This is a genomic window from Nocardia suismassiliense (assembly GCF_900269665.1).
In the GTDB taxonomy this organism is placed as follows: domain Bacteria; phylum Actinomycetota; class Actinomycetes; order Mycobacteriales; family Mycobacteriaceae; genus Nocardia; species Nocardia suismassiliense.
Genome location: NZ_LT985361.1, coordinates 1,975,031 through 1,996,758, shown reverse-complemented (window position 1 = coordinate 1,996,758; position 21,728 = coordinate 1,975,031). Strand labels below are relative to the sequence as shown.

The 21,728-nt window shown below is 67.0% G+C and carries 21 protein-coding genes; 7 read left to right on the top strand and 14 right to left on the bottom strand.

What is annotated here, in order from left to right; genetic code table 11:
- Window position 1: 1 nt before the first annotated feature.
- Complete coding sequence (locus tag DBO33_RS08965) at window positions 2-1,024, bottom strand: helix-turn-helix transcriptional regulator (RefSeq protein WP_234390744.1); 1,023 nt, start codon at window positions 1,022-1,024, stop codon at window positions 2-4.
- Between the two features lie 71 nt (window positions 1,025-1,095).
- Between DBO33_RS08965 and DBO33_RS08960 the strand changes: the two genes are divergently transcribed.
- Window positions 1,096-2,337: an FAD-dependent oxidoreductase gene (locus tag DBO33_RS08960; protein ID WP_107660095.1), complete on the top strand. Its 1,242-nt coding sequence runs from the start codon at window positions 1,096-1,098 to the stop codon at window positions 2,335-2,337.
- Between the two features lie 103 nt (window positions 2,338-2,440).
- On the opposite strand, the gene DBO33_RS08955 is transcribed toward DBO33_RS08960, so the two are convergent.
- From DBO33_RS08955 to DBO33_RS08945, 3 genes are all read right to left on the bottom strand, one after another.
- A complete protein-coding gene (locus DBO33_RS08955) occupies window positions 2,441-3,454 on the bottom strand; it encodes a M48 family metalloprotease (RefSeq protein WP_159080165.1) in 1,014 nt (337 codons plus the stop codon).
- A 98-nt stretch (window positions 3,455-3,552) separates the two neighbouring features.
- Window positions 3,553-3,867: a hypothetical protein gene (locus DBO33_RS08950; protein ID WP_107654614.1), complete on the bottom strand. Its 315-nt coding sequence runs from the start codon at window positions 3,865-3,867 to the stop codon at window positions 3,553-3,555.
- Window positions 3,860-4,336, bottom strand: coding sequence for a DUF4279 domain-containing protein (locus DBO33_RS08945; protein ID WP_107654613.1), 477 nt, complete (start codon window positions 4,334-4,336; stop codon window positions 3,860-3,862). The genes DBO33_RS08950 and DBO33_RS08945 overlap by 8 nt, the downstream gene beginning before the upstream one ends.
- 103 nt (window positions 4,337-4,439) lie before the next feature.
- Between DBO33_RS08945 and DBO33_RS08940 the strand changes: the two genes are divergently transcribed.
- Window positions 4,440-5,156 carry a spermidine synthase gene (locus DBO33_RS08940; RefSeq protein ID WP_107654612.1) on the top strand — a complete coding sequence of 239 codons (717 nt, stop codon included), beginning with the start codon at window positions 4,440-4,442 and terminating at the stop codon, window positions 5,154-5,156.
- A 12-nt stretch (window positions 5,157-5,168) separates the two neighbouring features.
- On the opposite strand, the gene DBO33_RS08935 is transcribed toward DBO33_RS08940, so the two are convergent.
- From DBO33_RS08935 to DBO33_RS08920, 4 genes are all read right to left on the bottom strand, one after another.
- On the bottom strand, window positions 5,169-5,672 hold the full coding sequence (locus DBO33_RS08935; RefSeq protein ID WP_107654611.1) for a metallophosphoesterase family protein: 504 nt from the start codon (window positions 5,670-5,672) through the stop codon (window positions 5,169-5,171).
- 36 nt (window positions 5,673-5,708) lie between these two features.
- A complete protein-coding gene (locus DBO33_RS08930; RefSeq protein WP_107660094.1) occupies window positions 5,709-8,546 on the bottom strand; it encodes an MMPL/RND family transporter in 2,838 nt (945 codons plus the stop codon).
- Between the two features lie 38 nt (window positions 8,547-8,584).
- Window positions 8,585-8,998 (bottom strand): MmpS family transport accessory protein, encoded by a 414-nt coding sequence (locus DBO33_RS08925; RefSeq protein WP_107654610.1) that lies wholly within the window; start codon window positions 8,996-8,998, stop codon window positions 8,585-8,587.
- 134 nt (window positions 8,999-9,132) lie between these two features.
- Entirely contained in the window at window positions 9,133-11,025 is a 1,893-nt protein-coding gene (locus tag DBO33_RS08920; RefSeq protein WP_234390743.1) for a sensor histidine kinase, read from the bottom strand.
- A 401-nt stretch (window positions 11,026-11,426) separates the two neighbouring features.
- Between DBO33_RS08920 and DBO33_RS08915 the strand changes: the two genes are divergently transcribed.
- Together DBO33_RS08915 and DBO33_RS08910 are read left to right on the top strand one after the other, a co-directional pair.
- Window positions 11,427-13,460, top strand: a complete 2,034-nt coding sequence (locus DBO33_RS08915) for a M3 family metallopeptidase (protein WP_107654609.1) — start codon at window positions 11,427-11,429, stop codon at window positions 13,458-13,460.
- A gap of 169 nt (window positions 13,461-13,629) precedes the next feature.
- Complete coding sequence (locus DBO33_RS08910; RefSeq protein ID WP_107654608.1) at window positions 13,630-14,289, top strand: chymotrypsin family serine protease; 660 nt, start codon at window positions 13,630-13,632, stop codon at window positions 14,287-14,289.
- A 10-nt stretch (window positions 14,290-14,299) separates the two neighbouring features.
- Here DBO33_RS08910 and DBO33_RS08905 read toward each other — a convergent pair whose 3' ends face one another.
- Window positions 14,300-14,926: a TerD family protein gene (locus DBO33_RS08905; protein WP_267897878.1), complete on the bottom strand. Its 627-nt coding sequence runs from the start codon at window positions 14,924-14,926 to the stop codon at window positions 14,300-14,302.
- 235 nt (window positions 14,927-15,161) lie between these two features.
- On the opposite strand from DBO33_RS08905, the gene DBO33_RS08900 reads away from it, so the two are divergent.
- A complete protein-coding gene (locus DBO33_RS08900; protein WP_107654607.1) occupies window positions 15,162-15,635 on the top strand; it encodes an NUDIX hydrolase in 474 nt (157 codons plus the stop codon).
- Between the two features lie 22 nt (window positions 15,636-15,657).
- On the opposite strand, the gene DBO33_RS08895 is transcribed toward DBO33_RS08900, so the two are convergent.
- From DBO33_RS08895 to DBO33_RS08885, 3 genes are all read right to left on the bottom strand, one after another.
- Window positions 15,658-16,947, bottom strand: a complete 1,290-nt coding sequence (locus tag DBO33_RS08895; RefSeq protein ID WP_159080164.1) for a hypothetical protein — start codon at window positions 16,945-16,947, stop codon at window positions 15,658-15,660.
- Between the two features lie 108 nt (window positions 16,948-17,055).
- Window positions 17,056-17,235, bottom strand: coding sequence for an RNA polymerase sigma factor region1.1 domain-containing protein (locus DBO33_RS42635; protein WP_159080163.1), 180 nt, complete (start codon window positions 17,233-17,235; stop codon window positions 17,056-17,058).
- A gap of 178 nt (window positions 17,236-17,413) precedes the next feature.
- On the bottom strand, window positions 17,414-18,385 hold the full coding sequence (locus tag DBO33_RS08885) for a G1 family glutamic endopeptidase (RefSeq protein ID WP_159080162.1): 972 nt from the start codon (window positions 18,383-18,385) through the stop codon (window positions 17,414-17,416).
- Between the two features lie 207 nt (window positions 18,386-18,592).
- On the opposite strand from DBO33_RS08885, the gene DBO33_RS08880 reads away from it, so the two are divergent.
- Entirely contained in the window at window positions 18,593-19,054 is a 462-nt protein-coding gene (locus DBO33_RS08880; protein ID WP_234390741.1) for an aggregation-promoting factor C-terminal-like domain-containing protein, read from the top strand.
- 40 nt (window positions 19,055-19,094) lie between these two features.
- The gene (locus DBO33_RS08875; protein WP_107654603.1) at window positions 19,095-19,562 is read left to right on the top strand and encodes a DUF4352 domain-containing protein; all 468 of its coding nucleotides are present in this window, start codon (window positions 19,095-19,097) and stop codon (window positions 19,560-19,562) included.
- A gap of 20 nt (window positions 19,563-19,582) precedes the next feature.
- On the opposite strand, the gene DBO33_RS08870 is transcribed toward DBO33_RS08875, so the two are convergent.
- The gene (locus DBO33_RS08870) at window positions 19,583-21,175 is read right to left on the bottom strand and encodes a carboxylesterase/lipase family protein (RefSeq protein WP_107654602.1); all 1,593 of its coding nucleotides are present in this window, start codon (window positions 21,173-21,175) and stop codon (window positions 19,583-19,585) included.
- 60 nt (window positions 21,176-21,235) lie between these two features.
- Entirely contained in the window at window positions 21,236-21,670 is a 435-nt protein-coding gene (locus DBO33_RS08865) for a hypothetical protein (RefSeq protein ID WP_159080161.1), read from the bottom strand.
- Between the last annotated feature and the right edge of the window lie 58 nt (window positions 21,671-21,728).

The following is a 21,728-nucleotide window of genomic DNA, read 5'->3' as shown; positions in this document are numbered from 1 at the left end:
CTCAGCTGTTCCCGATGGCCTGCCACCGCCGCACCAGGCGGTGGCAGGCCATTGTCAGTTCCGGTGGCTCCACTTCGGTGAGCTCGGTGTCGAAGGTGGCGAGGATGCCCGCGACACCCGCCCAGGACCAGGCGCCGAGGGTGAGCCGGCAGTGCTGCGGATCGAGGTATTCGACGACGGATCCGCCGGGCGCCCAGCGGGCCACCGTCTCGGCGGCCAGCCGCAGGCGTGCGGTGCCGACGCATTGCCATTCGGCGGGGGTGTCGCCGCGGTCGTGGCTGGTCATGACGAAGTGGGCGACGTCGCCGCCGGGGAGACCTCGCGGGGTGAACGGTGTACCCGTCGGTGTCTGGAGGTGCAGGCGGTCCACCCGGTGCACGCGCCAGGTGCTCTCGGTGAGGTCGTAGGCGACCAGGTACCAGCGGCCGGCCCAGACCACCAGGTGGTGGGGCTCGATGCGGCGCGGCGGGATGAAGTCGGCATCGCGCGGATCGGGGCGCGTGCCGTCGGCCCGCAGCGCTTCGACGACGAGCAGGTGCTGGTGGCGCACCGCTCTGCCGACAGTTTTCAGCGCATCCGGCGCGATGGGCGGACCCGGGAACTCCCAATAGTTTTGCAGCCTGGTCAGCCGCAGCGATTCCATGGCCGCGCGCAGTCTGGCGGGCATCACCTGCTCGAGGGTGTCCAGTGCGCGGGCGGCGTCCTGGCCGAGGCCGAAGACGGTGCTCGGGGCGGTTTGCAACGCCACTGCGACGGCGATCGCCTGCTCGTCGTCGAACAACAGCGGCGGCAGGGTGTGACCGGCGCCGAGTTGGTAACCACCGGTAGGCCCGTGCACGGGGCGGATCGGGTAGTCGAGCAACCGCAGTGTCTCGATGTCGCGCCGTGCGGTGCGTTCGCTCACGCCGAGCCGCGCGGCGAGTTCGGGCAGCGACCAGCGGCGGCGGGTGGCGAGCAGCGACAGCAAGCGCAGCGCTCGGCGGGAGGTATCGGCCACCGCCACATGATGACCGATGGTGGACATTCCGTGTCCACTACCGGTGGCAGTCTCGCGTCCGAAGGTTGTTCGACATCGACCAGAGGAGCCGAAACAAGATGCGCATCATCGTCGTCGGAGGTGGGATCGGCGGACTCGCGCTGGCCGCCGGTCTGCGTCGAAACGGATTCGACGTGGCGGTTTTCGACCGCGACACCGACGTGGCCGCGACCGGCGGTTACCACATCACGCTCGATGGGCGGGCGCAGGAGGCGTTGCGGGAACTAGTCGCGCCGGAGATCTTCGAACGGTTGCTGGCTTCCGCGTCGGCGCTGCGGTTGCGGGAACCGGACGTGCTGTGGGATCGGCGCGGACGCTTGCTCGGGCACGGGCGGGATCTCAGCGGCGACGCCAGTGTGGACGTCGACCGGATCACGTTGCGGACGCTGCTGGCCGAGGCGGTCGGTGCCGATCTCCAGCTGGGTCGGACCGTCACCGCGGTCGGTCGGGCCGAAGACGGTGCACCGCAGGTGCTGTTCGCGGACGGGGCACCTGTTAGAGGTGATCTGCTGGTGGGAGCGGACGGTGCGCACTCGCTGGTAGCTCGTTATCTGGCCGGCGGACCGACCAACGCGCCCGCCGGCATCATCGGGTTTTCCGGGCGGACTTCCGTCGGTGATCTCAGCTCGGTCCAGCGAGAGCGGCTCGGGCCGCGGTCCGGGCTGGCCATCGGTCCGCGGGGTGCGGCGCTGTACATCGGCTATCTCGATCCGGCCGGTAACGCGGTGCTCGATGCACCCGGGCTACGGACGGCGGTCACGGTGGGGCCTACCTATATCTGGGGAGCCATGTTTCCCGAGTCCGCCGCTACCGACGCGATGCGTGACGCTCCCGGCGGGGTGCTCCAGAAGGAGCTGCTGACCTGGTTCCGTCGCGTCGGCTGGAGCGAACGTTCGCTCGAGGTCATTGCCCGGGCCGACCCGGACAGTGTGGCCGCGTTTCGATTCAACGCGGCCTCGACTCGGGCACGCGACCTCGCGCCCTGGCCGGCCGGGGTCATCACCGCGCTCGGCGATGCCGTGCACGCGACCCCGCCGACCGCGGGCATGGGGGCTGGTGCGGCCATCCGTGATGCCGCGAGTTTGGTTGCGAATCTGGGTGAGGTCGCGGCGGGTACCACCGCGCTCACGGTGGCTGTCAGTCGGTTCGAGGCGGACATGCGGTTGCGCGGTAGCGAGGTGCTGACGCTGGCGATGAAGACGGTTCGATGGATACTGGCCACCGATACCCGACTCGGAGGTGGTGCCGTGGTTGCGGCTGGCCCAATCCTGGCTGCTGCCAACAGGATTCGTCGGCGTTGACCGCAGGTTCTCCAGCGGGACTACTCGGTGGAGTACTGGCCGCCGTCCTGCTCGTGGCTCTAGGCAGGTGCCACGGTCGTAAGGCGGGCGTCCACAGCCCCTGCTACTGCTTGGGTGGGCTCCACCGCCGCGCCAGTTCGTCGAGCCGGTCGCGGATACGCCGAATCCGTTTGCTCGGTGGGGTTTTCGGGCAGCACAGTGAGACCGACAGCAGGCTCAGTGGTGCCCGCGTGGGGTGCGGCGCGTGTGAGTGCTGCAAGACACCACCCAGTTCCGGCCCATACCCCAGATCGACCACGATCTGATCGGTCCGATATTCGATGCGGTCGGCGATCGGTATCAGCACCAGCGCCACCACCTCGGGTATCAGTCGCAGCAGCACGGCGGGCGCGAGGCCGACGATCACCGTGGTCGCCGCGACCGCCGGGCAGGCGACGAGCACCCTGCTGAACACGGTCCAGCCGACCGAGAAAACCCGGGAGCCCCGCGCGGGCAGCCGTCGCGCGATCGCCTCGCCGACGGCTGCCAGCCCGAGACCCGACATCAACGCGCGCTCGATCCAGATGACGGGCAGATTGTAGTGGCGAAACACCAACTGCCAGAACGTCAGTCGTCCCTGCACTCGTTGCGCGAGCTGATGCGCGAGCACAGCTTCCAACTCACGCGGTTCGAGCAGGCGCAGCGACTCCGCGGGCACCGCGATCGTCCGGCCCGGCACCACGAACCGCCGGTCCTTCTCCCGCACCCACAGCGTGTAGGACGCGGCGGCCACACCGGCCTTGTGCGCAGCGTTCTCGAAAGCAGGAACCAGCTTGCGTGTCTCATCGGACGTCGGTCGTCGCAGCCCGACCAGCCGCGCCGCCCACCGGCGGTCCGAGCCGCGGGAACACACCGCGGACCAGACCGCACACACCAGCAACCAGGCCGCCGCCAGCGCACCCGGCAGCTCGACTCCCGCCGCCCGGCCGAGGCCGTACAGCAACACCGTCACCAACGCCGCCGTCGGCACCGCCGACAACAGCAGCACCGTCCACGCCCGCACCCGATCCGCCACAGACCGCCGGGCCACAGCAGTTCCGCCTGGGTAATTCGCCGCAGCGATCACTTCGGAGGTCATGCCCGACGGTACAGCGGATGCCACCCGCCCCGCTGAACCGGCAGTGACCGTTCGATGTCCATCCACTTGCAATTCGCACACATCCCGCCGCGCCCCGATCATGCCGCAGCGACGACGGCCCACCACGCCACAAGACGATCGGCCAACCCATCCACCCCGTAATGCTCCCGATGGTGATACGGATTCAGCCCGAAGTGCTCCTCGAGGTCGTTCCAGAGAAACTCAGCGATCTCAGCCCGCCCCTCCCCCGCACCCAGCCGCATCAACAGCGGGACCACCAAACATTCATACTCGTCGTCCACCAGATCAGCCACACCGATCGGATCCCATTGATTCAGTAGGTATTTCAGGTTGTCCGCGATTGCCGCCGCCCGCGCACCCGCATCGTCGCATGGCCCAGCGTTGTCACCCATCCGAGTCATCGCTGAAGTCGTACTCGTCCACGTCGAGTTCGGTTCCAGTCGCCGACAAGAACTCCAGCACCGCCATCGACAGGTGCCACCCGAACGGCCGAGACCATTGCCCGGCCTGCTCAGGCGACGAGCCGTCAGGTGCACCGCTGACGCCGTCCGGATCACCGAAGTAGCGAACGACCTGCAGCACCGAGCTGACCTCATCGCGCGCCGTCAGCTCGATCAACCGGTCGCGCACCGGACTCAACCGCTCCACCAAGCGTTGAATCTGATCACCGATTCCATCGGCACTGCATCCGGCGTCGCGTTCAATGATCTTCCACGAGTGGCAGCGCGGAATGCGCCGCTCCGCCGACTTACTCCCCATCACCAAGACCGCATCCGCATCCATCCCCAACCACGCACCGACCTCCGCCGCCGACACGACCTCGCTCTTGACCGCGAAATAGCAGTACTGCCGAACCTTCACGAGGCAGATTCCACCACAGGCAGCCCAGCCATGCCCCTCGGCTGTGGCCTGTCCTCCGCGCCGTGCGCGCAGCGGGCGGGGCGTAGCGCCTATCGTCACTGCGATGAGTGCACACTTCGAGGAACTGGGTTGGCAGGAGACTGCGATGGGGGAGATCAGTTTGCGGCGGCGGTTCGATCCGACGGCGCGGGTGGATGTGTTCGAGGTCAAGCTTGGGGATGAGTATTTGATGTCGAGTTTGTTCACGGTGGCGGAGCGTGAGCTTGCTCGGTTGGGGCTTGCGCGGACTGTGGGGGTGGAGCTGGATGTGCTTGTTGGTGGGTTGGGGTTGGGGTATACCGCGCAGGAAGCGTTGGCGGACAAGCGGGTTCGGGGGCTTACGGTGATCGAGTACTCGGCTGCGGTTATCGATTGGCACGAACGCGATTTGTTGCCTGACACTGCTGGGTTGGCGGCGGACGATCGAATCACGTTGGTATGTGCCGACTTTTTCGCGGCGGCGGCGAGCACGGTGGGGTTCGATCCGGAACGTCCGGGGCGGACCTACGATGCGATCCTGCTGGACATCGACCACTCACCGCGTCATGTGCTGCATCATCCGCACGCGCCCTTCTATACCCAGGAAGGCCTGCGGGCGCTGTCCGCGCATATCGCCCCGGGCGGCGCGTTCGCCCTGTGGTCCGACGACGCGCCGGACGACGAATTCCGGTCCGTCCTCGAATCCGTATTCACCGACGTGGCAGCGGAAGAGGTCGCCTTCGACAACCCGCTCACCCGGGGGCGGTCGACCAATACGATCTATCTCGCCACCCGGCCCTGACGCGCAATCGCCTCATTGTCCGCGCGGGATGACGTGCAATTCCACCCGACTCAGTTGTCCCGCATGAACAGTCGCCGTCATATACGTATGCTCGGGCTGCCTTCGCCGATCCGTCGGCGAGCCGGGGTTGAGCAGCCGTAAACCGTTGTCCGCGACGGTGTCCCACGGAATGTGACTGTGCCCGAACACCAGCACGTCGGTGTCCGGGAAGTCCCGCGCGCACCGCTGCTCGCGACCTTTGGCAGCCCCGGTCTCGTGCACCACCGCGAGACGCACCCCGGCCAGTTCGGCCCGGGCGATCTCGGGCAGCCGCGCCCGCAGCGGCGGTCCGTCGTTGTTGCCGTAGACGCCGATCAACCGCTTGCCGCGCGCCTCGAGCCGATCGAGCAACCCCACCTCGACCCAGTCACCCGCGTGCACGACGACATCGGCCTCGTCGACCGCGCGCCACAGCTGCTCGGGTAGGTCGCGCGCCCGTTTGGGCACGTGCGTGTCGGACATGATGAGCAACCGCATGCTGTCCGGTGTAGCACGGGTGGCGGTCGGCGCGGGTCAACGCAGCCGGAGGATATTGATCGGCCACCAGAACCAGCGGCCGGTGAGCGCGGCGATGGCGGGCACGACGAACGAGCGGACTATCAGTGTGTCGAGGAAGAGCCCGATGCCGACAGTGGTGCCGATCTGCGCGATGTTGTGCGCGTAGCTCACGAGCATGGCAAACATCGTCACGCCGAAGACGAGCCCGGCGGTGGTGACGCCCCCGCCAGTATTGACCATCGACCGGATGATTCCGGTATTGATCCCCGCCGCGAGCTCTTCCTTGAATCGGCTGACCAACAGCATGTTGTAGTCCGCCCCGACGGCGACCAGGAAGATGAACGACACCGGCGCCACCGACCAGTGCAGCGGATTACCGATGATGTGCTGCCAGATGAGCACGGCCAGCCCCAAAGCGGACAGGTAGGACAGCGCGACCGTGCCGATCACCGCGATGGCCGCGACGAGACTGCGCAGCAGCAGCAACACCACGCAGAATACGAAGGCGAACGCGGCGACCACACTGGTGATGAAGTCTTCCCGGACGAATGCCTCGATATTGAGCAGCGTGCCGCCGGGCCCGCCGATGCTGACCGTGCTGCCGGCCAGTGAGGTGCCTTTCATCGCCTCCAGCGCCGTCGGAATGATCTTGGCACTGAGATCCATGGCTTCCCGGCTGAAGCCCTCCATCTGCGGTGTCACGATCATCCGGGTCACCTTGCCGTCCGCCGAGAAGAAGAAGGGCAGTGCGCTTTTGAAGAGCGGGCTGTCGAACGCTTGGCTCGGCAGGAAGAAGAATCCGTTGGGATCGCCTGCGGTGAAACCCTTTCCGACTTCGTCCAGGAATTGGGTGATCTCCGAGATCTGCGGGAGCAGGATATTCAGCGTGCCCCGCAGCGGCGCGAGCACGCCGTTCACCTGGCCGATGAACTCCCGCAGGCTCGCGACCTGGGCATCGAGCTGCGGAAGTGCTTGCGCGGCAGTGCGAACGCCGCTCACGAGTCCGTCGACGGTGTTGTCGAGCCGTCCGACATCGTCGAAGAGGGAGAACCCGGTGAGCGCCGCCTGGCAGGCGCGTACGTCCTGGCAGTTCGGGATCGAACTCACCATTTGTTTAGCGGGCCCGGCGGTATCGCGAATGGAGTTCAGCTTCTCGACGACACCGGCGACGGCCGACTGCAACGCGACCGCATTGCCGTTCACTTGGGCGAACCCCTGTTTCCCGGTATCGAGCGCGCCCTGCACCCCTTTGATGGTGAGGTTCAACTGGTCGATGCGCCCGGCGAGGCCGGTCAGGTCATCGAGCCGCGGCGCGAGCATGTCCTTCAGCTGGGTGAAGCGGTTGCCGATGTAACCCGCCTGGTTGGTCAGCGTGCCTTCCTCCAGCGGAGTCGTCAACGGCCGGGTAATCCCTTGCACCGCACTGACTCCGGGCACCTTCAGCACCGCGTTGGTGAGTTTGGCGAGCGCGATCAGATCGCCGGGATTACGCAGATCGTGATCGGATTCGACCAGAAACATGCTGGGCGCCATGATGTTCGGCGGCAGATGACGATCGGCCGCTTCGATCCCCAAATTCGCCGGCGAATCGCTTGGTTGCGCGATGCGCTCGTTGAAGCTCGGCGCGAACGTCGGCAGCACGAGTATCGCGAGCACCAGCACGGCGAGACTGGCCGCCAGAACGGGCCCGGGCCAGCGGACCACCGAGGTCGCGATCCGCCGCCACCGCCGCTGTGACGACTGCGGACGCGGCTCGAGAAAACCGAGCCGACTGCCGAGTGCCAGCAGGGCGGGCCCCAGCGTCAAGGCCGCGGCGAGGGTGACGCTCACCGCGATGGTGCACGGCAGGCCGGAGGTGCTGAAGATGGCGAGCCTGGTGAAGGACATGCAGGCGGTCGCGCCCGCGACGGTGATACCGGACGCGACGATGATGTGCAGAACCCCGTGCAGCGCTGTGTAATACGCCGTTTCGGGGTCTTCCCCCGCGCGCCGGGCCTCTTGATATCTGCCGAGCAGGAAGATGCCGTAGTTCGTGCCCGCCCCGAGCACGATCACCGCGAGCAGCGCGGAGGCGAAGATGGAGACGCCGATGATCTGCTGCTCGCCGAGGTAGGCCACCACCGGCCGGGCCACCGCCAAACCCATGCCGACCGTCAGCAGCGGCATCGCCACCGTGATCGGCGAACGGTAGACGCAGAGCATCACCGCGCCGACCAAACCGGCACACATCACGATGAGCAGCAGCATCGAATCGTTGATCGAGACGAGTTCGTCGTTGACGACCGCGGACGGACCCGTCAGATGCACCTCGATGCCCGGCGGCGGTGGATAGCCGGCGATGATGTCCCTGGCCGCCTGGGTGGATTCCATGGCCAGCGCCGTGCCCATATTCCCGGCCAGGTTGAGCAGCACGTAGGACGCTTTGCCGTCGGAACTCTCGCTCGCCGGGGAGAAGTTCGGATTGGACCACAGGTCCATCGCGGAGTTGACGTGCTTCTTGTCCTGGGTCAGCCGGTCGAGCAGCGCCGAGTAGTACCGGTGCGCGTCATTGCCGAGCGGCGCGTCCCCCTCCAGCAGCACATAGACGAAATTGTTCGTCCCCGCCCCGCCGAACGAATCGCCCATCTTGACGATCGCCTGCACCGAGGAGGCCTCGTCCGGCAGGAAGGACCTGGCGTGCCCGTTGACCACCGTCTCCAGTTGCGGGACAAGAAGATTGAGCCCACCGGCGAGGAGCAGCCACACCGCGACTATCGGCACCGAGAATTTGTACAGCAGCCGCGCGGGCAACGGCCGGCCCGGCGCGCGCCGGGCAAGCGTCCGGTCGAACGGCACCGAGAACTCCCCGCGCATCCGGCCGAGCACCGCGCGCACACGGATCATTCGCTCGCTCATGACACCGGCACCGTGCAGTTGACCGCGGCAAACCGTCCGTTCGCCACCTGCGCGTCCCGGGCTTGCCCGTCGATGACTATCCGGCAGGAGACCTGGTCGGCTTCCGATTGCGCCACGATGCCGGTGGCCAGGGTCAGTTTCCGGGTGCGTAAGGAGGTCCGCCACGGCAGATCGGCGGAGACGTTGTTGACGTTGCCGTGCTCGTCCAGATACGACAGCCGCACCGGTGTGCCACGCGGACCGTCGATCTCGTAGTCGACGACCTTCTCGCCGAGTCGCCCCAGTACCGGCGGCGCGCTCGAATGCCCGATCGCCAGGTCGGGGATCTCGCTCAAGCGCAACCGGGCAATGAATATGGCCGTCAGACCCAAAACCAGGAATACCACGCCGTATACCCAGGCACTCTTCATGACCTTCTCCGCTGTCCGTTCGAACCTCTCGACCGCATATTTCCGTGACGGACGGTAACAGATAAAATCGAACATAGACAATATGTCATACGACATAGCTCGGCTAGCGCGTTGACCAGCACTCCTGCACCTTTTCAGCCCCGCAGGATCAACCCATCGGGCACCCCGGCCTCGCCCGCACGCTGCGCGGCAACAGCACTGTTCGGCGGCGCGGCGGCTACCATCTGCTCCCCCCGATCAGTCGCGATGATCTCCGCGGGCAAGTGCAACCGCGCGACGATCCCACTGATCGGCGACGCGGTGAGCTCGACCTCGATACCGAGCCGCCGCGCCAACCGCCCGACCACGTACAGCCCGACATAACGCGTCGGCGCGACGACGAAGTCCTGCTCGCCGCGCAGCCGCGCATTCGCCTGCGCCAGCTTGTCCGACGGCATCCCGATGCCGTGATCGACGACCGCGAGCAGATACCCGGACGCGACCGTCCGGCCGTAGATCTCCACCTCGACGTCCGGTGGCGAGAAGGCGAGACCGTTCTCGATCAGCTCGGCGAGCATGTGCGCCAGACCGGTGACCACCCCGCCGACGATCGCGACCTCATCGAGCCGGTGCACCACCACCGGGTGATAGTCGGCCACCTCGGACAGTCCGGCGCGGATCACGTCGCTGAGCGCGATCGGCTCGGCCCAGCGTCGCGGGCTCGCCTCACCGACGAGCACCAGAAGATTCTCCGCATTGCGGCGCATCCGGGTGGCCAGGTGGTCGAGCTCGAACAAGTTGGACAGACCCTTGGGATCGAGTTCCGTGCGCTCGAACTCGCTGATCAAGCCGAGCTGGCGGCGAACCAGGTTCTGATTGCGGCGCGCGAGATTCGCCAAGGATTCCTCGGTGTTGCGACGAACCAGCGCCTGCTCCGACGCCAGCGCGAAGGCGGTGCTCTGCACGCCGTCCAAAGCCGCTGTCAGGGCGGTGATTTCGGTGCTGGCACCGGGTGCCGCGCGCACCGGCTCGGGCGGGAGCGGCTGGGAACGGTCAGCCGCCTGCCAAGCGGCAATGATGCATGGCAGGCGGCGATCGGCCACATCGTCGGCATCGGCGGCCAGTCGCGCCAGCGGGCGCACGATGGCCCGCACGCTGACGAAAACCAGTGTCGCCTCGGCGATTACCGCGATCAGCGCCGCGAGCAGGACACCGCCGAGGATCAGCGCGGCCTGCTTACGCAGCACCGTCGCGCGCTGCCGGACGTCATCACCGATCACCTGTTGCACGCTGCGCTGCGCATCGATGACCGCCGTCATCTGCGCCCACCAGTTCCCCGGATCCACCGGACGTACCAGCGGTCCGGTGTAGGACGCGACGGCAATCTGTTCCGATTCCGCTGCCTCAGTGGCATTTTCGCCACGCAGTACGGCGTCGAGCAGCCGCTGCCGGCGGTCCGTCGCGTAGAGCGCGAACGCGGCAAGTCCTGCCGTCTTGGCGGCGCGAATCTCCAGGAATTGCCCGTACTCGTCGGGCCGGAACCCGTTGGCGGTGAAGACGCCATTGAGAAAGCCGCGCTCCTTGGCCGTCTGCTCCTTCACGTCACCCAATGCGTACAGCGCTCGCAATCCATGCCGGATCTGCTCGTCGCGCGCCGAGTCCAGGCCGAGCGTCAGCCGATTCAGCACGGTGATGCCGTCGGTATAGAACTGGAAAGCCGCCTGCCTGCTGACCCGGTGGCCATCGATCTGCGCTCGAGTCGTCGCGAGAGTCGCGAATCTGTTCAGAGCCGAACGTAATTGGTCCGCACCGGCGGTTCCGGCGTCGAGAGTGTCGATCGCCCGATCGGTGCGCACTCGTTGATCGGCCAATGCCTGCTCCAGCCCGGCAGCACCACCCAGCAACCCGTTGCTCAGGCCACGCTCCCGCTGGATCTCCTGCACCAGATCCTGCACCGCCAGTGCGTGCGACACCGCGGTGACGGTCGCCCCGCTCTGCCGATAGGAGCCGACCTCCCGAACCACGATCACTCCGAGCGACACCGACACCAAGACCAGCGAAACAATCAGAATTCGCCCCAATAACCCACGGATGGTGATTTCCGTTCTGCTACCGGCATTTTCCGATCGTCGACGTGAACGCACAGCCAGCTCCTCCGATGTACCGAAGCGATCGCTTCCCGGTAAGCACGGAAAGTCAGGTGCAGCCTCTATCCGCACCACCCGCCTGTCAACGCGGAGAACGGACAAATCAGGCGCCCGTTACATTTCTAAACACGCTGGTAATCAAGCATTTTCGACATGTCGATTCCCGCACAGCGGAGCGGCGGACGCGGTGAGGTTCTCGGTGCTGCGCAGGCGGCCGAGCACCCCGGCGAACACGGGCCACCTCGCGACGCATTCCGCACATCCGCCGACGACCGCGGGCCGTTCCGGCATAGGGTTTCCCTATGCCGAGCAACCCGTTCTTCGAGCGCAGCGCGCTGCCCTACCAGTTGCCGCCGTTCGCCGAGATCGGCGAGGAGCACTACCTGCCCGCGTTCGAGCGCGGCATGGCGGAGCAGCTCACCGAGATCGCCGCGATCACCGCCACGGATGAGGAGCCGACTTTCCTCAATACCGTCGTGGCCCTCGAACGCTCGGGCGCGCTGCTCACCCGGGTATCGAACGTCTTCTTCAACATCGCTTCGTCGGACTTCACCCCGGGGACCGAAACGATCGAGGCCGAGCTGTCGCCGCGGCTGGCCGCGCACCGCGACGCCATCCACCTGAACGCCGATCTGTTCGCCAGGATCGAGTCGCTGCACCGACGCCGCGCCGACCTGGACCTCGACGCCGAGGAACTGCGGTTGGTGGAGCAGTATCACCTGCGGTTCGTCCGGGCGGGCGCCGGACTGGACGCGGCGGGCCAGACGCGGCTACGTGAGCTCAACACCGAAATCGCGGCGGCGACAACGGAGTTCGGGCAGAACAACGTGACGGCCAGGAACGCCGCCACGGTGATCGTGACGAACGTCGAGGAACTGGCCGGGCTCAGCCCCGCCGAGGTGACCGCCGCGGCCGAGAACGCCCGCTCGGCAGGCCACGAGGGCGCGTGGGCGCTGAGCCTGCAGAACGTCTCCAACCAGCCCGTCCTCGCCGAACTCGCGGACCGGGACCTGCGGCGCAGGGTGATGGCGGCCTCGCTGCAGCGCGGGTTGCCCGAGAACGGCAACCTCGCCGTCCGGATCGCCGCCCTGCGCGCCGAACGCGCCGCGCTGCTCGGCTACCCGGACCACGCCGCGTACGCGGTAGCCGACCAGACCGCGGGCACCCCCGAGGCCGTCGAGGAGATGCTCGGCCGGCTGGTCCCGCCCGCGGTGGCCAACGCCGAGCGCGAGGCGACCGAGCTGGCGGCGGCGATGCGCGCGGACGGCACCGACGACGAACTGCGCTCGTGGGATTGGCAGTTCTGGTCGCAGCGGGTGCGGGCCGAGCGGTTCTCGCTCGACGCCGAGGCCTTGCGCCCCTACTTCGAACTCGAGCGGGTGCTGCGCGACGGGGTGTTCTTCGCCGCCGAGCAGGTCTACGGGATCACCCTGCGCGAGCGCACCGATCTGGTCGGTTATCACCCGGAAGTCCGGGTCTTCGAGGTGTTCGACGCGGACGGCAGCGCGCTGGGGCTGTTCCTCGGCGACTTCTTCGCGCGGCCGTCCAAATACGGCGGGGCCTGGATGAACGAGCTGGTCAGCCAATCCCGGCTGCTGGAAACGCGACCGGTGGTGGTGAACAACCTCAATATCGTGAAACCACCAGCCGGTGAGCCCGCGCTGCTGACCTGGGACAACGTCCGAACGCTCTTCCATGAGTTCGGGCACGCGCTGCACGGGTTGTTCTCGGATGTGCGCTACCCGTTCTTCGCCGGTACCGAGGTGCCGCGCGACTTCGTGGAGTTCCCGTCGCAGGTGAACGAGATGTGGATGATCCGGCCCGAAATGCTGGCCAACTATGCCCGCCACATCGAGACCGGCGAGCCGATGCCCGCCGAGCTGGTCGAGCGGATGACCGCGGCGCAGCGATTCGGCGAGGGCTTCCGGACCGTCGAGTATCTCGGTGCGACGCTGTTGGATTGGGCCTGGCATCGTGTGCCCGGCGCCGAGGAGCTGGCCGGGGCCGATGCGGAGGCGTTCGAGGCGCAGGCGCTGCGCAAGGCCGGACTGGCCATCGAGGCGATCCCGCCGCGGTACCGGACGGGTTACTTCGCGCACATCTTCGCGGGCGGATACGCCGCCGGGTACTACTCCTACATCTGGAGCGAGGTGCTGGACGCGGACACGGTGGACTGGTTCGACGACGGTGCCGCATCGATCCGGGAGAAGGGGGCGGCCTTCCGGCGCGAGCTGCTCGCCAAGGGCGGGTCGGTGGACCCGCTGACCGCGTTCGAAGCCTTCCGTGGGCGCGCCCCCGAGATCGAGCCGCTGCTGGCCCGCCGCGGGCTGATCTGAGGGCCCGAGAACGGCACGGCAGCGCACGCCGGTGGCGTACGCTGCGGAGGATCGCCGCGTGGTGCGTGAATTCGGTTGCGACATAGCTCGTTTGGAAACGATCGAGGCGGGAATGTCGCGAACACCCGGCCGGACCGCACCGGGGAGCCGATCCAGAGGAGCCCTGCTCGTGACACGAACCGCACTCGCCTTCGCCGCCGCCACCGCAACCGCGCTGCTCGGAACCGCCGCTGCCCAGGCCCAAGCGGACGACACCCCGCCGACCGTCGGAGGTGGCTCCGGCATTCTGGTCGACTCGAAGGTCGGCTGCACCTTGACGACCATCGGCAGGGACAGTGCCGATCGGCTCGTCGGTTTGACCGCCGGGCACTGCGGGGAGCCGGGCTCGGTCGTCGTGGTCGAAGGTGACCCCAACGGGGCGGCGGTGGGCCGATTCGCCTACTCCGACCGCACATTGGACTACGCGGTCATCGAATTCGATGCCCAGCGCGTACGTCCGGTGCGCGGGGTCGGCGGCACCACCATCACCGATCTCGGTGCGCCCGCCCAGTTTCCGACGGTCGTGTGCAAGCGCGGCAGCACCAGCGGGACGAGCTGCGGTGTCGTGTGGGGCGATGTGCGCGCCACCAGCACCGAGACCTGGACCCAAATGTGTGTGATGAAAGGCGATTCCGGTGCACCGGTGGTGGTCGGCACCACGCTGGTCGGCATGGTGAACGCCTATCTCGGCGTCGGGTGCCTCGGGCCGCAGGTCGGCACCAACATCAGCGCCATCACGAACGACCTCAACGCACGGGGCGGTGTCGGTGCCGGCTATCAGCCGCTCTGACCTACCCGCACTACGGCAGGTAACGCGCCATCTGCGGGACCGCTTCGGCCAGGTGGTGGGCGTAGATCCCCTCACCTATGCCGAGGAAGTACCAACACTGCGGTGTGCGAACGAGTTTGCCCATCGCGAGCCCGGTGTGCGGGCCGCCGCTGAGCAGGTAGCGGGTGATCTCCAGGCCCGAGGTGGTGTCGACCAGCCGGAGGTAGGCGTTCTCGATCTGCGCGAAACTCTGCCCCGAGTAGGAAGTTACGAGGAAGATGACCGACGTCACCTCGGGCGCCAGCCGCGCCGGCTCGACGGTGATCACCTCGTTGTCCCCCGCGCTGTCCCCGATCGGGCTGTCCCCACTGTGCGCGATCGCCCCGTCCCGCGAGACCAGTTGCTCGTGGTAGACGGTGTCCACCAGGACTTCCCCCGCGAAAACCAAAGCCGCCGAATTCAAGTCGATTCGCGTGCCCGGGGTTACCGTGCCGTCGAAATCGACCAGCAGCGATTGATCCGACGGATCCCATCCCAGCGAAACAGCAATATGCTCCGGTGAGGTGCCATCGGGCTTCTGCAACGGGAAGGACAACCGTGTCCCCTTTCTCAGGGGCGAGCACGGTATCCAGCTACCGCAACGCCTAACTATCTCCAACTGTACTCAGGGCTCGCCGGTCGCTCCCGCCGTGCCTGCTCATCATCGAGAAGCTCGTCACCATTGACGCTGCCGGGGTGCGCCGCCACTCCGGGTTCGGCCCGCATCTCTGCCGGCCGAACCCGGAAACAGCCCGTCACCGGCCGCATACCCCGCAAACCACGGATTCAATCGCAGAGATTCGCCACGCTCTCGATTCGACGGGTGCGGCGGTCCGGCGCAATACTGTCGCCCCATGGCTACCCCCGACTTCATCCGAACCATCCGGGCCGACGCCGGTCAGCAACTGCTGTGGCTACCTGGCGTCAGCGCGGTGGTCTTCGATGACGAGGGCAGGCTGCTGCTCGGGCGGCGCGCCGACAGCGGTGCCTGGGCGATCATCGGCGGGGTGCCGGAACCCGGCGAACAGCCTGCGGCCTGCGCCGTACGAGAGGTGTTCGAGGAGACCGCCGTTCACTGTGTCGCCGAGCGTCTCGCGCACGTCCGGGCCATGCCGCCGCACACCTATCCGAATGGTGACATCTGCCAGTTCATGGACATCACCATCCGGTGCCGGGCTACCGGCCGCACGGCGCGGGTCAACGACGACGAATCCCTGGAAGTCGGGTGGTTCGAGGTGTCGGCGTTGCCGGACTTGCCCGAGCACGACTTGCTGCGCATCGAGCATGCCTTGGGTGACGGACCCGCGTGGTTCGAACCTGCTCCCTGACAACCGGTTTCGCGGCAGTCGACTACTTCTGGTCGCAGGCGATAACCGAACCTCGCGAACCTTGACCCTTGATGGTGCAGGTGTTGGTGCCCGCGCTGCCATCGACGAGGTTGTTGTTGACATCGATGGTGATGGTGTCGTCGTCGTTGCCGCCGAAGATGCTGCCGTTGTTGGCGATTGCGGTGATGGTGTCCTTGCCGGTGCCGCTGTTGGGGTCGGCGCCCGCGGTGGGGTCGGTGCCGTCGCCGAGCACGACGGCGTCGGTGGTGCCTACCGTGCCGATGTCGATCTTGTCGTCGCCGTTGCCGCCGATCAGGGTGGCGGCGCGGGTGCTCGGGTCCTTGTTGAGCGAGGTCGCCGACAGTGCGTCGTTGCCGTCACCGCCGAAAACGCTTGCGCCGAGGTACATATCGGCGGCTTTGATGGTGTCGTTGCCGTCGTCGCCCCAGAGTGCGGCGCCCGCACCGCCGAGGGTGCCGCCGGTGAGCAGGTCGTCGCCGGGTCCGCCGTGGACCCAGCCGCCGGTCATCTCGTCCACCGTGATGGTGTCACCGGCCGCGTCCGGGATGGGTGCGTAGGCATCACCGTAGATATCGGCGGCGCCGACGGTTCGGTGGACCGAGATCGTGTCCTTGCCCGCTCCGCCGAACACGGCGTCCGGCGCGTCCGGCGCGGTGCCGCTCGGCGGGCGCTCGCCGAGACTGACGGTGTCGATGGTGATGGTGTCGTCACCGTCGTCGCCGGACACCCGGCCTCCGTGTGCACCGGCGGTCGTCTCCGGCTTGGCCGCGTCTGGCTGGAAAACGTAACCGACACTGCCGATTCGCAGTACGTCGTTGCCCGGCCCACCCACGACGGCACCGTGGCGTCCGACATTGCCGCCGAGGCCTTTCTGCATGGCGGCATCGCAGGCCGCGGGCCGGTCCTGGCCGCCGACCGTGATCTCGTCGTCGCCCGGACCGCCATCGAGAACGCCGCCGTTGACATCGTCGGCGCCGAGTTCGGCTGCCGGGCAAAGGAACCGGCCGACATTGCGCGCGGAGATCTTGTCCTTGCCCACGCCGCCGGATACTGCCGCGCCCTCGAGTACGTCACCCTCGATCACGATGGTGTCGTCACCGTCGCCCGCGTCGAGCACCGAACCGGCCGTGAGATTGTCCGAACAGGTGATGGTGTCGTTGCCTGCCGTCACCGCACCGGCGCAGCCCGCGGGCAACCCCTCCGCCCGCACCGGCGCGACCGCCAGCACCATTCCCGCCAGCAATGCGGAGACTCCCACCATCGACCGTGCACCGCGCGCTCGAACGACCACAGTTCATCCTTCCGGTCTCACCGACAACGATGTCCGGCGTGCACGCCTCGGGTGCGCACACCGCCGGTTCGTATTCGAACCTGTGAGCCGTCCGGATCGGTCGGGTCGTTATTCCACCGGATCGGATTCGTAGACGGGGATGCCCCTGGCGTCCAGCATCTGGATGATACCGACGAACTGATCGCGATCGCCGACGGCCTCGGGGACGTACTCATTGATCTCGGCGTGGGTGATGTACTTCTGTTCGTGCCCCAGCGCGATGAGTTCTTTCATTCCGGGATTCGCCATGCAATGTCTCCAGTGTCGGGTGGCCGAACGGCTGTCCGCCCAGGGACGGCCAAGGCTATCAGCGCGACCTGGGTGACGACTGAGATATCGCTGGACTCTTGATATTTGACTGCCGCAGCCCACTGCGCGGCGACGCCGTGCTCGGCAGCAGACGCCGCGCCGGCAGCCGAGCAGCGAACTATTTGGCGATGGTGAAGCTGGTGCCGTTCTCGTTGATCGGCCCGGGACCGAGCTCACCATTCGTGGCGCCGATCGAATAACCCACCGGTTCGAATGCGGTCAACGGTTTTCCGTCGATCCGCACATTGGTGAAGGTGATCGGACTGAATGTCGGCAGCGCGCTGTTCAACTGTCCTTCGACAATGATTTCCGCGCTCAACGCGGGAGCATCGGACTCCGCGACAGTGGTCCGCGTCCAATTCTGCGTCACATTCGCCAGCGTCATGGTGTACGCCCTACCGTCGAAGCTGACGGAGGCCCGCATGGTGTCGCCGGGGTTCGAGCTCACGTCCGGATAGATCACCGGGTTCGCCGGATAGGCCTCCCACAGCGCCATTCGATACGCCTGCTGAGCGCACATCGCGGCGCCCTGTGCCGAACCGGTCCCCAGCACCGCGCACCCGTCGGAGGCGACCTGACCGATCTGGCTGTTCATACTCTGGGCAGCTTTGACCGCATTGCGGAACCACGCCGGATTGTCGGCCACGGTGGCGCTGGCCACATTGACGACCGCCAATCCCGGCAGCGAGGCGAGCGCGCCCGCCGGGCTCACGCAAATGGCTTCCGAACCGGTCTGCATCAACGGCAAGGCCTGCTTGCCGTTGACCAGCGTCCCGTTCAGCCCGACCCACGGCACCACGCGCTGGATCACGCCCGTGTCGGAGCAGGTGACCTCGGGTTCGACCCATTCCGCGCTGACGCTCTTGAAACTGCCGGTGACGACGTAACCGGCCCAGTTCGTGCCGCGGATGCGCGGCGGCGTCTGCTCCGATTTCGCGCCCGGCGGCGACTTGGGCGCCGGTTTCGGCGCCGGCTCGGGCGCCGCCTGCGCGGGCACCAGCGATGGCGAAACCAGCAGCACCACGATCGCCCCCACCACCGACGCGGCGAGCCGGCTTGGAATTCGCGTCCGACCCGGGGTAGTCGCCATGAAGGGCCACGATAGCCGAAAAGTATGACCGAGTTGCGATGGCACACCCTGCGAACCCCAGAAATTATCTCCATACCCGAAACCGGCGATTGTATTCATTTCGCGGACACTCCGGCGCAGCTGCACCACATCACCGATTACTAGTGATTTGCTGAATTAGCACTACCGGCTTCGAGATTCACCCATGGATACGAAAGGACCGAATCGATGATGCGGTACTTCATTCCTACCCTTGCAGCAGCCGTCTGTGCCATTTTCCTCGGCGCCGCCCCGGCGAACGCCGTCGCCACCGACTGCGCGGCCCCCGATGCGCCGCCGATCTGCGCGACACCGTCGAGCAGTTGGAAAACCCATCCGGTGGGTTCCTCGCTCTCCCTACCCAGGGCCGGCGTCAAGGCGCTGGCCATGACAATGGTGCCGCCGCATCATTTCTGGGCGTTCGACAACATCATCACCCGGGAAAGCGGCTGGAATGTCTTCGCCGTCAACCCGGAGAGCGGGGCCTACGGCCTCGGCCAGGCCCTGCCGGCGCACAAGATGGGCACCCACGGACTCGACTGGCCGTTCAACCCGGTGACCCAGATCCGCTGGACCTACGACTACATGAACAAGCGCTACGGCAGCCCCATCGGTGCCTGGGAATTCTGGCAAGCGCACCATTGGTACTGATCCGCGATACAACGAGACGCGGCGCACCTAGTCTAGATCCGTGCGTCGGCTCCTCCCCCTCTTGCTACTGCCCTTCACTGCCTGCGCCGCGGAGCCGGCCCCGGCGCCGCCACCGCCGCCCACCACCACCGAACACGTTCGCACACCGCAGGACTGCACCAAGCTGACGGTCACCGCCGTGACCGTCGAGCCCGGCATCGCCTACATCATCGGCACGCACGCCGAGTGGCTGCCCAAGGGCCAGTTCATCCGCGTTCGGGTGGCAATCACCAACACGGACAACACCTTCCGCACCACCCGGCCGAGCGACTACCACCTCGACGACGCGGCCGATCGCCCGCACCCGCCCAGTGTCGACGCGATGGCGATCAAGCGCCAACCGACCGAGCTCACCCTCGGCGCCGGGAATCGTGTGGAAGTGGACCTCTGGTACGACATCCCGGCCGATACGTCTCCAAAATTGCTGCGCGACAACACCTGTGTCACCACCATTGCGTTGCCCGGTTAACACCTCCGCAGGCGGGTGAATTACGGAGCGGGGATGCCGGACCACAGATCGCAGTGGTGGTTTCGGGATACGTCGGTGGTGGTGAACTTCTCCGGTTCGAGAACCAGCGTCTGGTCACCGGTGTGCCGGGGCCAGTCCGGCAGGCCCTTACTGTTCGGATCGCCGGACCGAACAAAACTGGCCCAGTAGCGGATCATCTTGTCGGACAAGTCTTTCTGGGCAGGGCTCGCCGGCGGCGAAGCCTCCTTCAGGTCGAACAGGTAGGGCAGTTCGAAGGCATGTGACGCCCCCAGCGGAAAAGGCGGCGGGGTGGGCAGGCCGGGCAGCGGCGCGGCATTGCGGTCCGCGAACTGATAGGCGTACACCGGGCCCGTGCGGACCAGAGCTTGCGCCATGCCCGCGATCGGGCAGACGAAGAGGTAGTCGGTCATCACCGCCGACCAGGCCAGCGCAGGCTGGTCGAAACCGGTCAGCGGATAACGCTCGGCCACGGCCTCGGCGCGGGGGCCGAACGCCGTCAGCAGCTGGGGATATTGCTCGGCGGTGATCGTCTGCCGGGCGGTAAAATAGGTGTACTCATCGTGGTTCGAGCCGATGAGCACCGGCACCTTCGCGGCCTTGCCCGCGCGGAAAGCGGCAAGCGGGTCCTCGGGCAGCAAGGGTTGACCGAAGATCGGACCGGGCAGCCCCTCCCCGCCCTCGCCGGTGAACTGCAACGGCGTCGCGGCGACCTTGTCCGCGGGCAGCGCACGCAGGCACTGCGCGGTGGCGGCGTCGGCGCCCGGGCAGCCGAGCGTCGCCGCGTATTGCTCGCTCTTGGCGACCGCGGTCTGCCGGTCGGCCTGCAATTCGCACGGACCACTCTGCAAGATCGCGCCCTGGAACAACCGCTCGGAGGCGGGCGACACCAGGTGATCGCACACCGACATCGCACCCGCCGACTCACCGGCGATAGTCACCTCGGCCGGATCGCCGCCGAACGCGGCGATGTTGTCGCGCACCCAGCGCAGCGCCGCCTGCTGATCCATCAGCCCGAAATTGCCGACCTGCCCGTCCTCGTGCGCCACCGAGGGATGCCCGAGGAAGCCGAGCGCACCCAGCCGGTAGTTGACCGTGACCACCACCATGTCGCCGGTCCGCACCAGCCGCGACGGGTCGTACCAGTCGCCGCTGCCGACGAGGAAGGCCCCGCCGTGGAACCACACCATGACCGGTCGCGGCCGCTCGGACGTGCCGCTCGGCGTCGACACGTTCAAGAACAGGCAGTCCTCGCTGCCTGAGAGCGGCCCCGGGCCTGCCGCCTGAAGGCACTGCGCCCCCGGTGCGGTGGCGTCCCGCTCCTGCGACCAGTCGGCCGGTGCGGCAGGCGGTTTCCACCGCAGCTCGCCCGTCGGTGCTGCCGCATAGGGTATTCCGGAGAACGAGCGCACATCCGCGGTCACCGACCCGCGCACCGGCCCGGACTGGGTCCGCACGACCGCCGCGTCGGTCGGCTGCTGCTCGTTCGAGTCGTTGCAGCCGACTACCGCCCCGCACACCACGGAGAGGGCAGCGACCGCCACGGCCATCCGCCGTGCCCGCCACCGGAGCTTGTCGGACCAGTAAGAGTGCATCGCGGAGCCTCTCTGTCGAGTGACGGCCGACTGAACCGCAGTGCGCCCTATCGCAACCCGCTAGGAAGCGCTGCCGGTGGCCGGACGCGACCGCCACCGTTCACATGCGGCGGGGTCGGCGTTCGGACGGTCCGCGCCGTTGCGGGCACAGCCCTGTGGCGTGTACCCCTCCCGATCGTAACCGGACCTGTCATAGCCGGATCGGTTGTAACCGAAGCGGTTGTAACCGGACCTGTCGTAGCCGAAGACGTCGTAACCGTCCGCCCCGTAGCGGTCGTGAAGGTCGTCCGGACGGTCATGGAGACCGCCGGGACGGTGGTGCAAACCCGTATTGAGAGTCCCGTTGGGGTTGGTGCACCCGACATCGGCGGACGAATGACAGGGCCTGGCGGAGGCCGCCGGGGCGAGGACGGCAGCGGGTACCAATACCAGGGTTGCGGCAACCACGGTCCGCACCATCACCCGTCGGGTCTCACCGGAACGCACACTTCTCATCGACACCATCGACCTCTGATTCACCGGGAACGCACACATCGCGTTCGGATTGAGACAG

Bases quoted from the DNA above. Each gene is read 5' to 3' on its own strand.
- DBO33_RS08965 (WP_234390744.1), bottom strand. From the start codon at position 1,024: ATGTCCACCATCGGTCATCATGTGGCGGTGGCCGATACCTCCCGCCGA.
- DBO33_RS08960 (WP_107660095.1), top strand. From the start codon at position 1,096: ATGCGCATCATCGTCGTCGGAGGTGGGATCGGCGGACTCGCGCTGGCC.
- DBO33_RS08955 (WP_159080165.1), bottom strand. From the start codon at position 3,454: ATGACCTCCGAAGTGATCGCTGCGGCGAATTACCCAGGCGGAACTGCT.
- DBO33_RS08950 (WP_107654614.1), bottom strand. From the start codon at position 3,867: ATGGGTGACAACGCTGGGCCATGCGACGATGCGGGTGCGCGGGCGGCG.
- DBO33_RS08940 (WP_107654612.1), top strand. From the start codon at position 4,440: ATGAGTGCACACTTCGAGGAACTGGGTTGGCAGGAGACTGCGATGGGG.
- DBO33_RS08935 (WP_107654611.1), bottom strand. From the start codon at position 5,672: ATGCGGTTGCTCATCATGTCCGACACGCACGTGCCCAAACGGGCGCGC.
- DBO33_RS08930 (WP_107660094.1), bottom strand. From the start codon at position 8,546: ATGCGCGGGGAGTTCTCGGTGCCGTTCGACCGGACGCTTGCCCGGCGC.
- DBO33_RS08925 (WP_107654610.1), bottom strand. From the start codon at position 8,998: ATGAAGAGTGCCTGGGTATACGGCGTGGTATTCCTGGTTTTGGGTCTG.
- DBO33_RS08915 (WP_107654609.1), top strand. From the start codon at position 11,427: ATGCCGAGCAACCCGTTCTTCGAGCGCAGCGCGCTGCCCTACCAGTTG.
- DBO33_RS08900 (WP_107654607.1), top strand. From the start codon at position 15,162: ATGGCTACCCCCGACTTCATCCGAACCATCCGGGCCGACGCCGGTCAG.
- DBO33_RS42635 (WP_159080163.1), bottom strand. From the start codon at position 17,235: ATGGCGAATCCCGGAATGAAAGAACTCATCGCGCTGGGGCACGAACAG.
- DBO33_RS08885 (WP_159080162.1), bottom strand. From the start codon at position 18,385: ATGGCGACTACCCCGGGTCGGACGCGAATTCCAAGCCGGCTCGCCGCG.
- DBO33_RS08880 (WP_234390741.1), top strand. From the start codon at position 18,593: ATGATGCGGTACTTCATTCCTACCCTTGCAGCAGCCGTCTGTGCCATT.
- DBO33_RS08870 (WP_107654602.1), bottom strand. From the start codon at position 21,175: ATGCACTCTTACTGGTCCGACAAGCTCCGGTGGCGGGCACGGCGGATG.
- DBO33_RS08865 (WP_159080161.1), bottom strand. From the start codon at position 21,670: ATGAGAAGTGTGCGTTCCGGTGAGACCCGACGGGTGATGGTGCGGACC.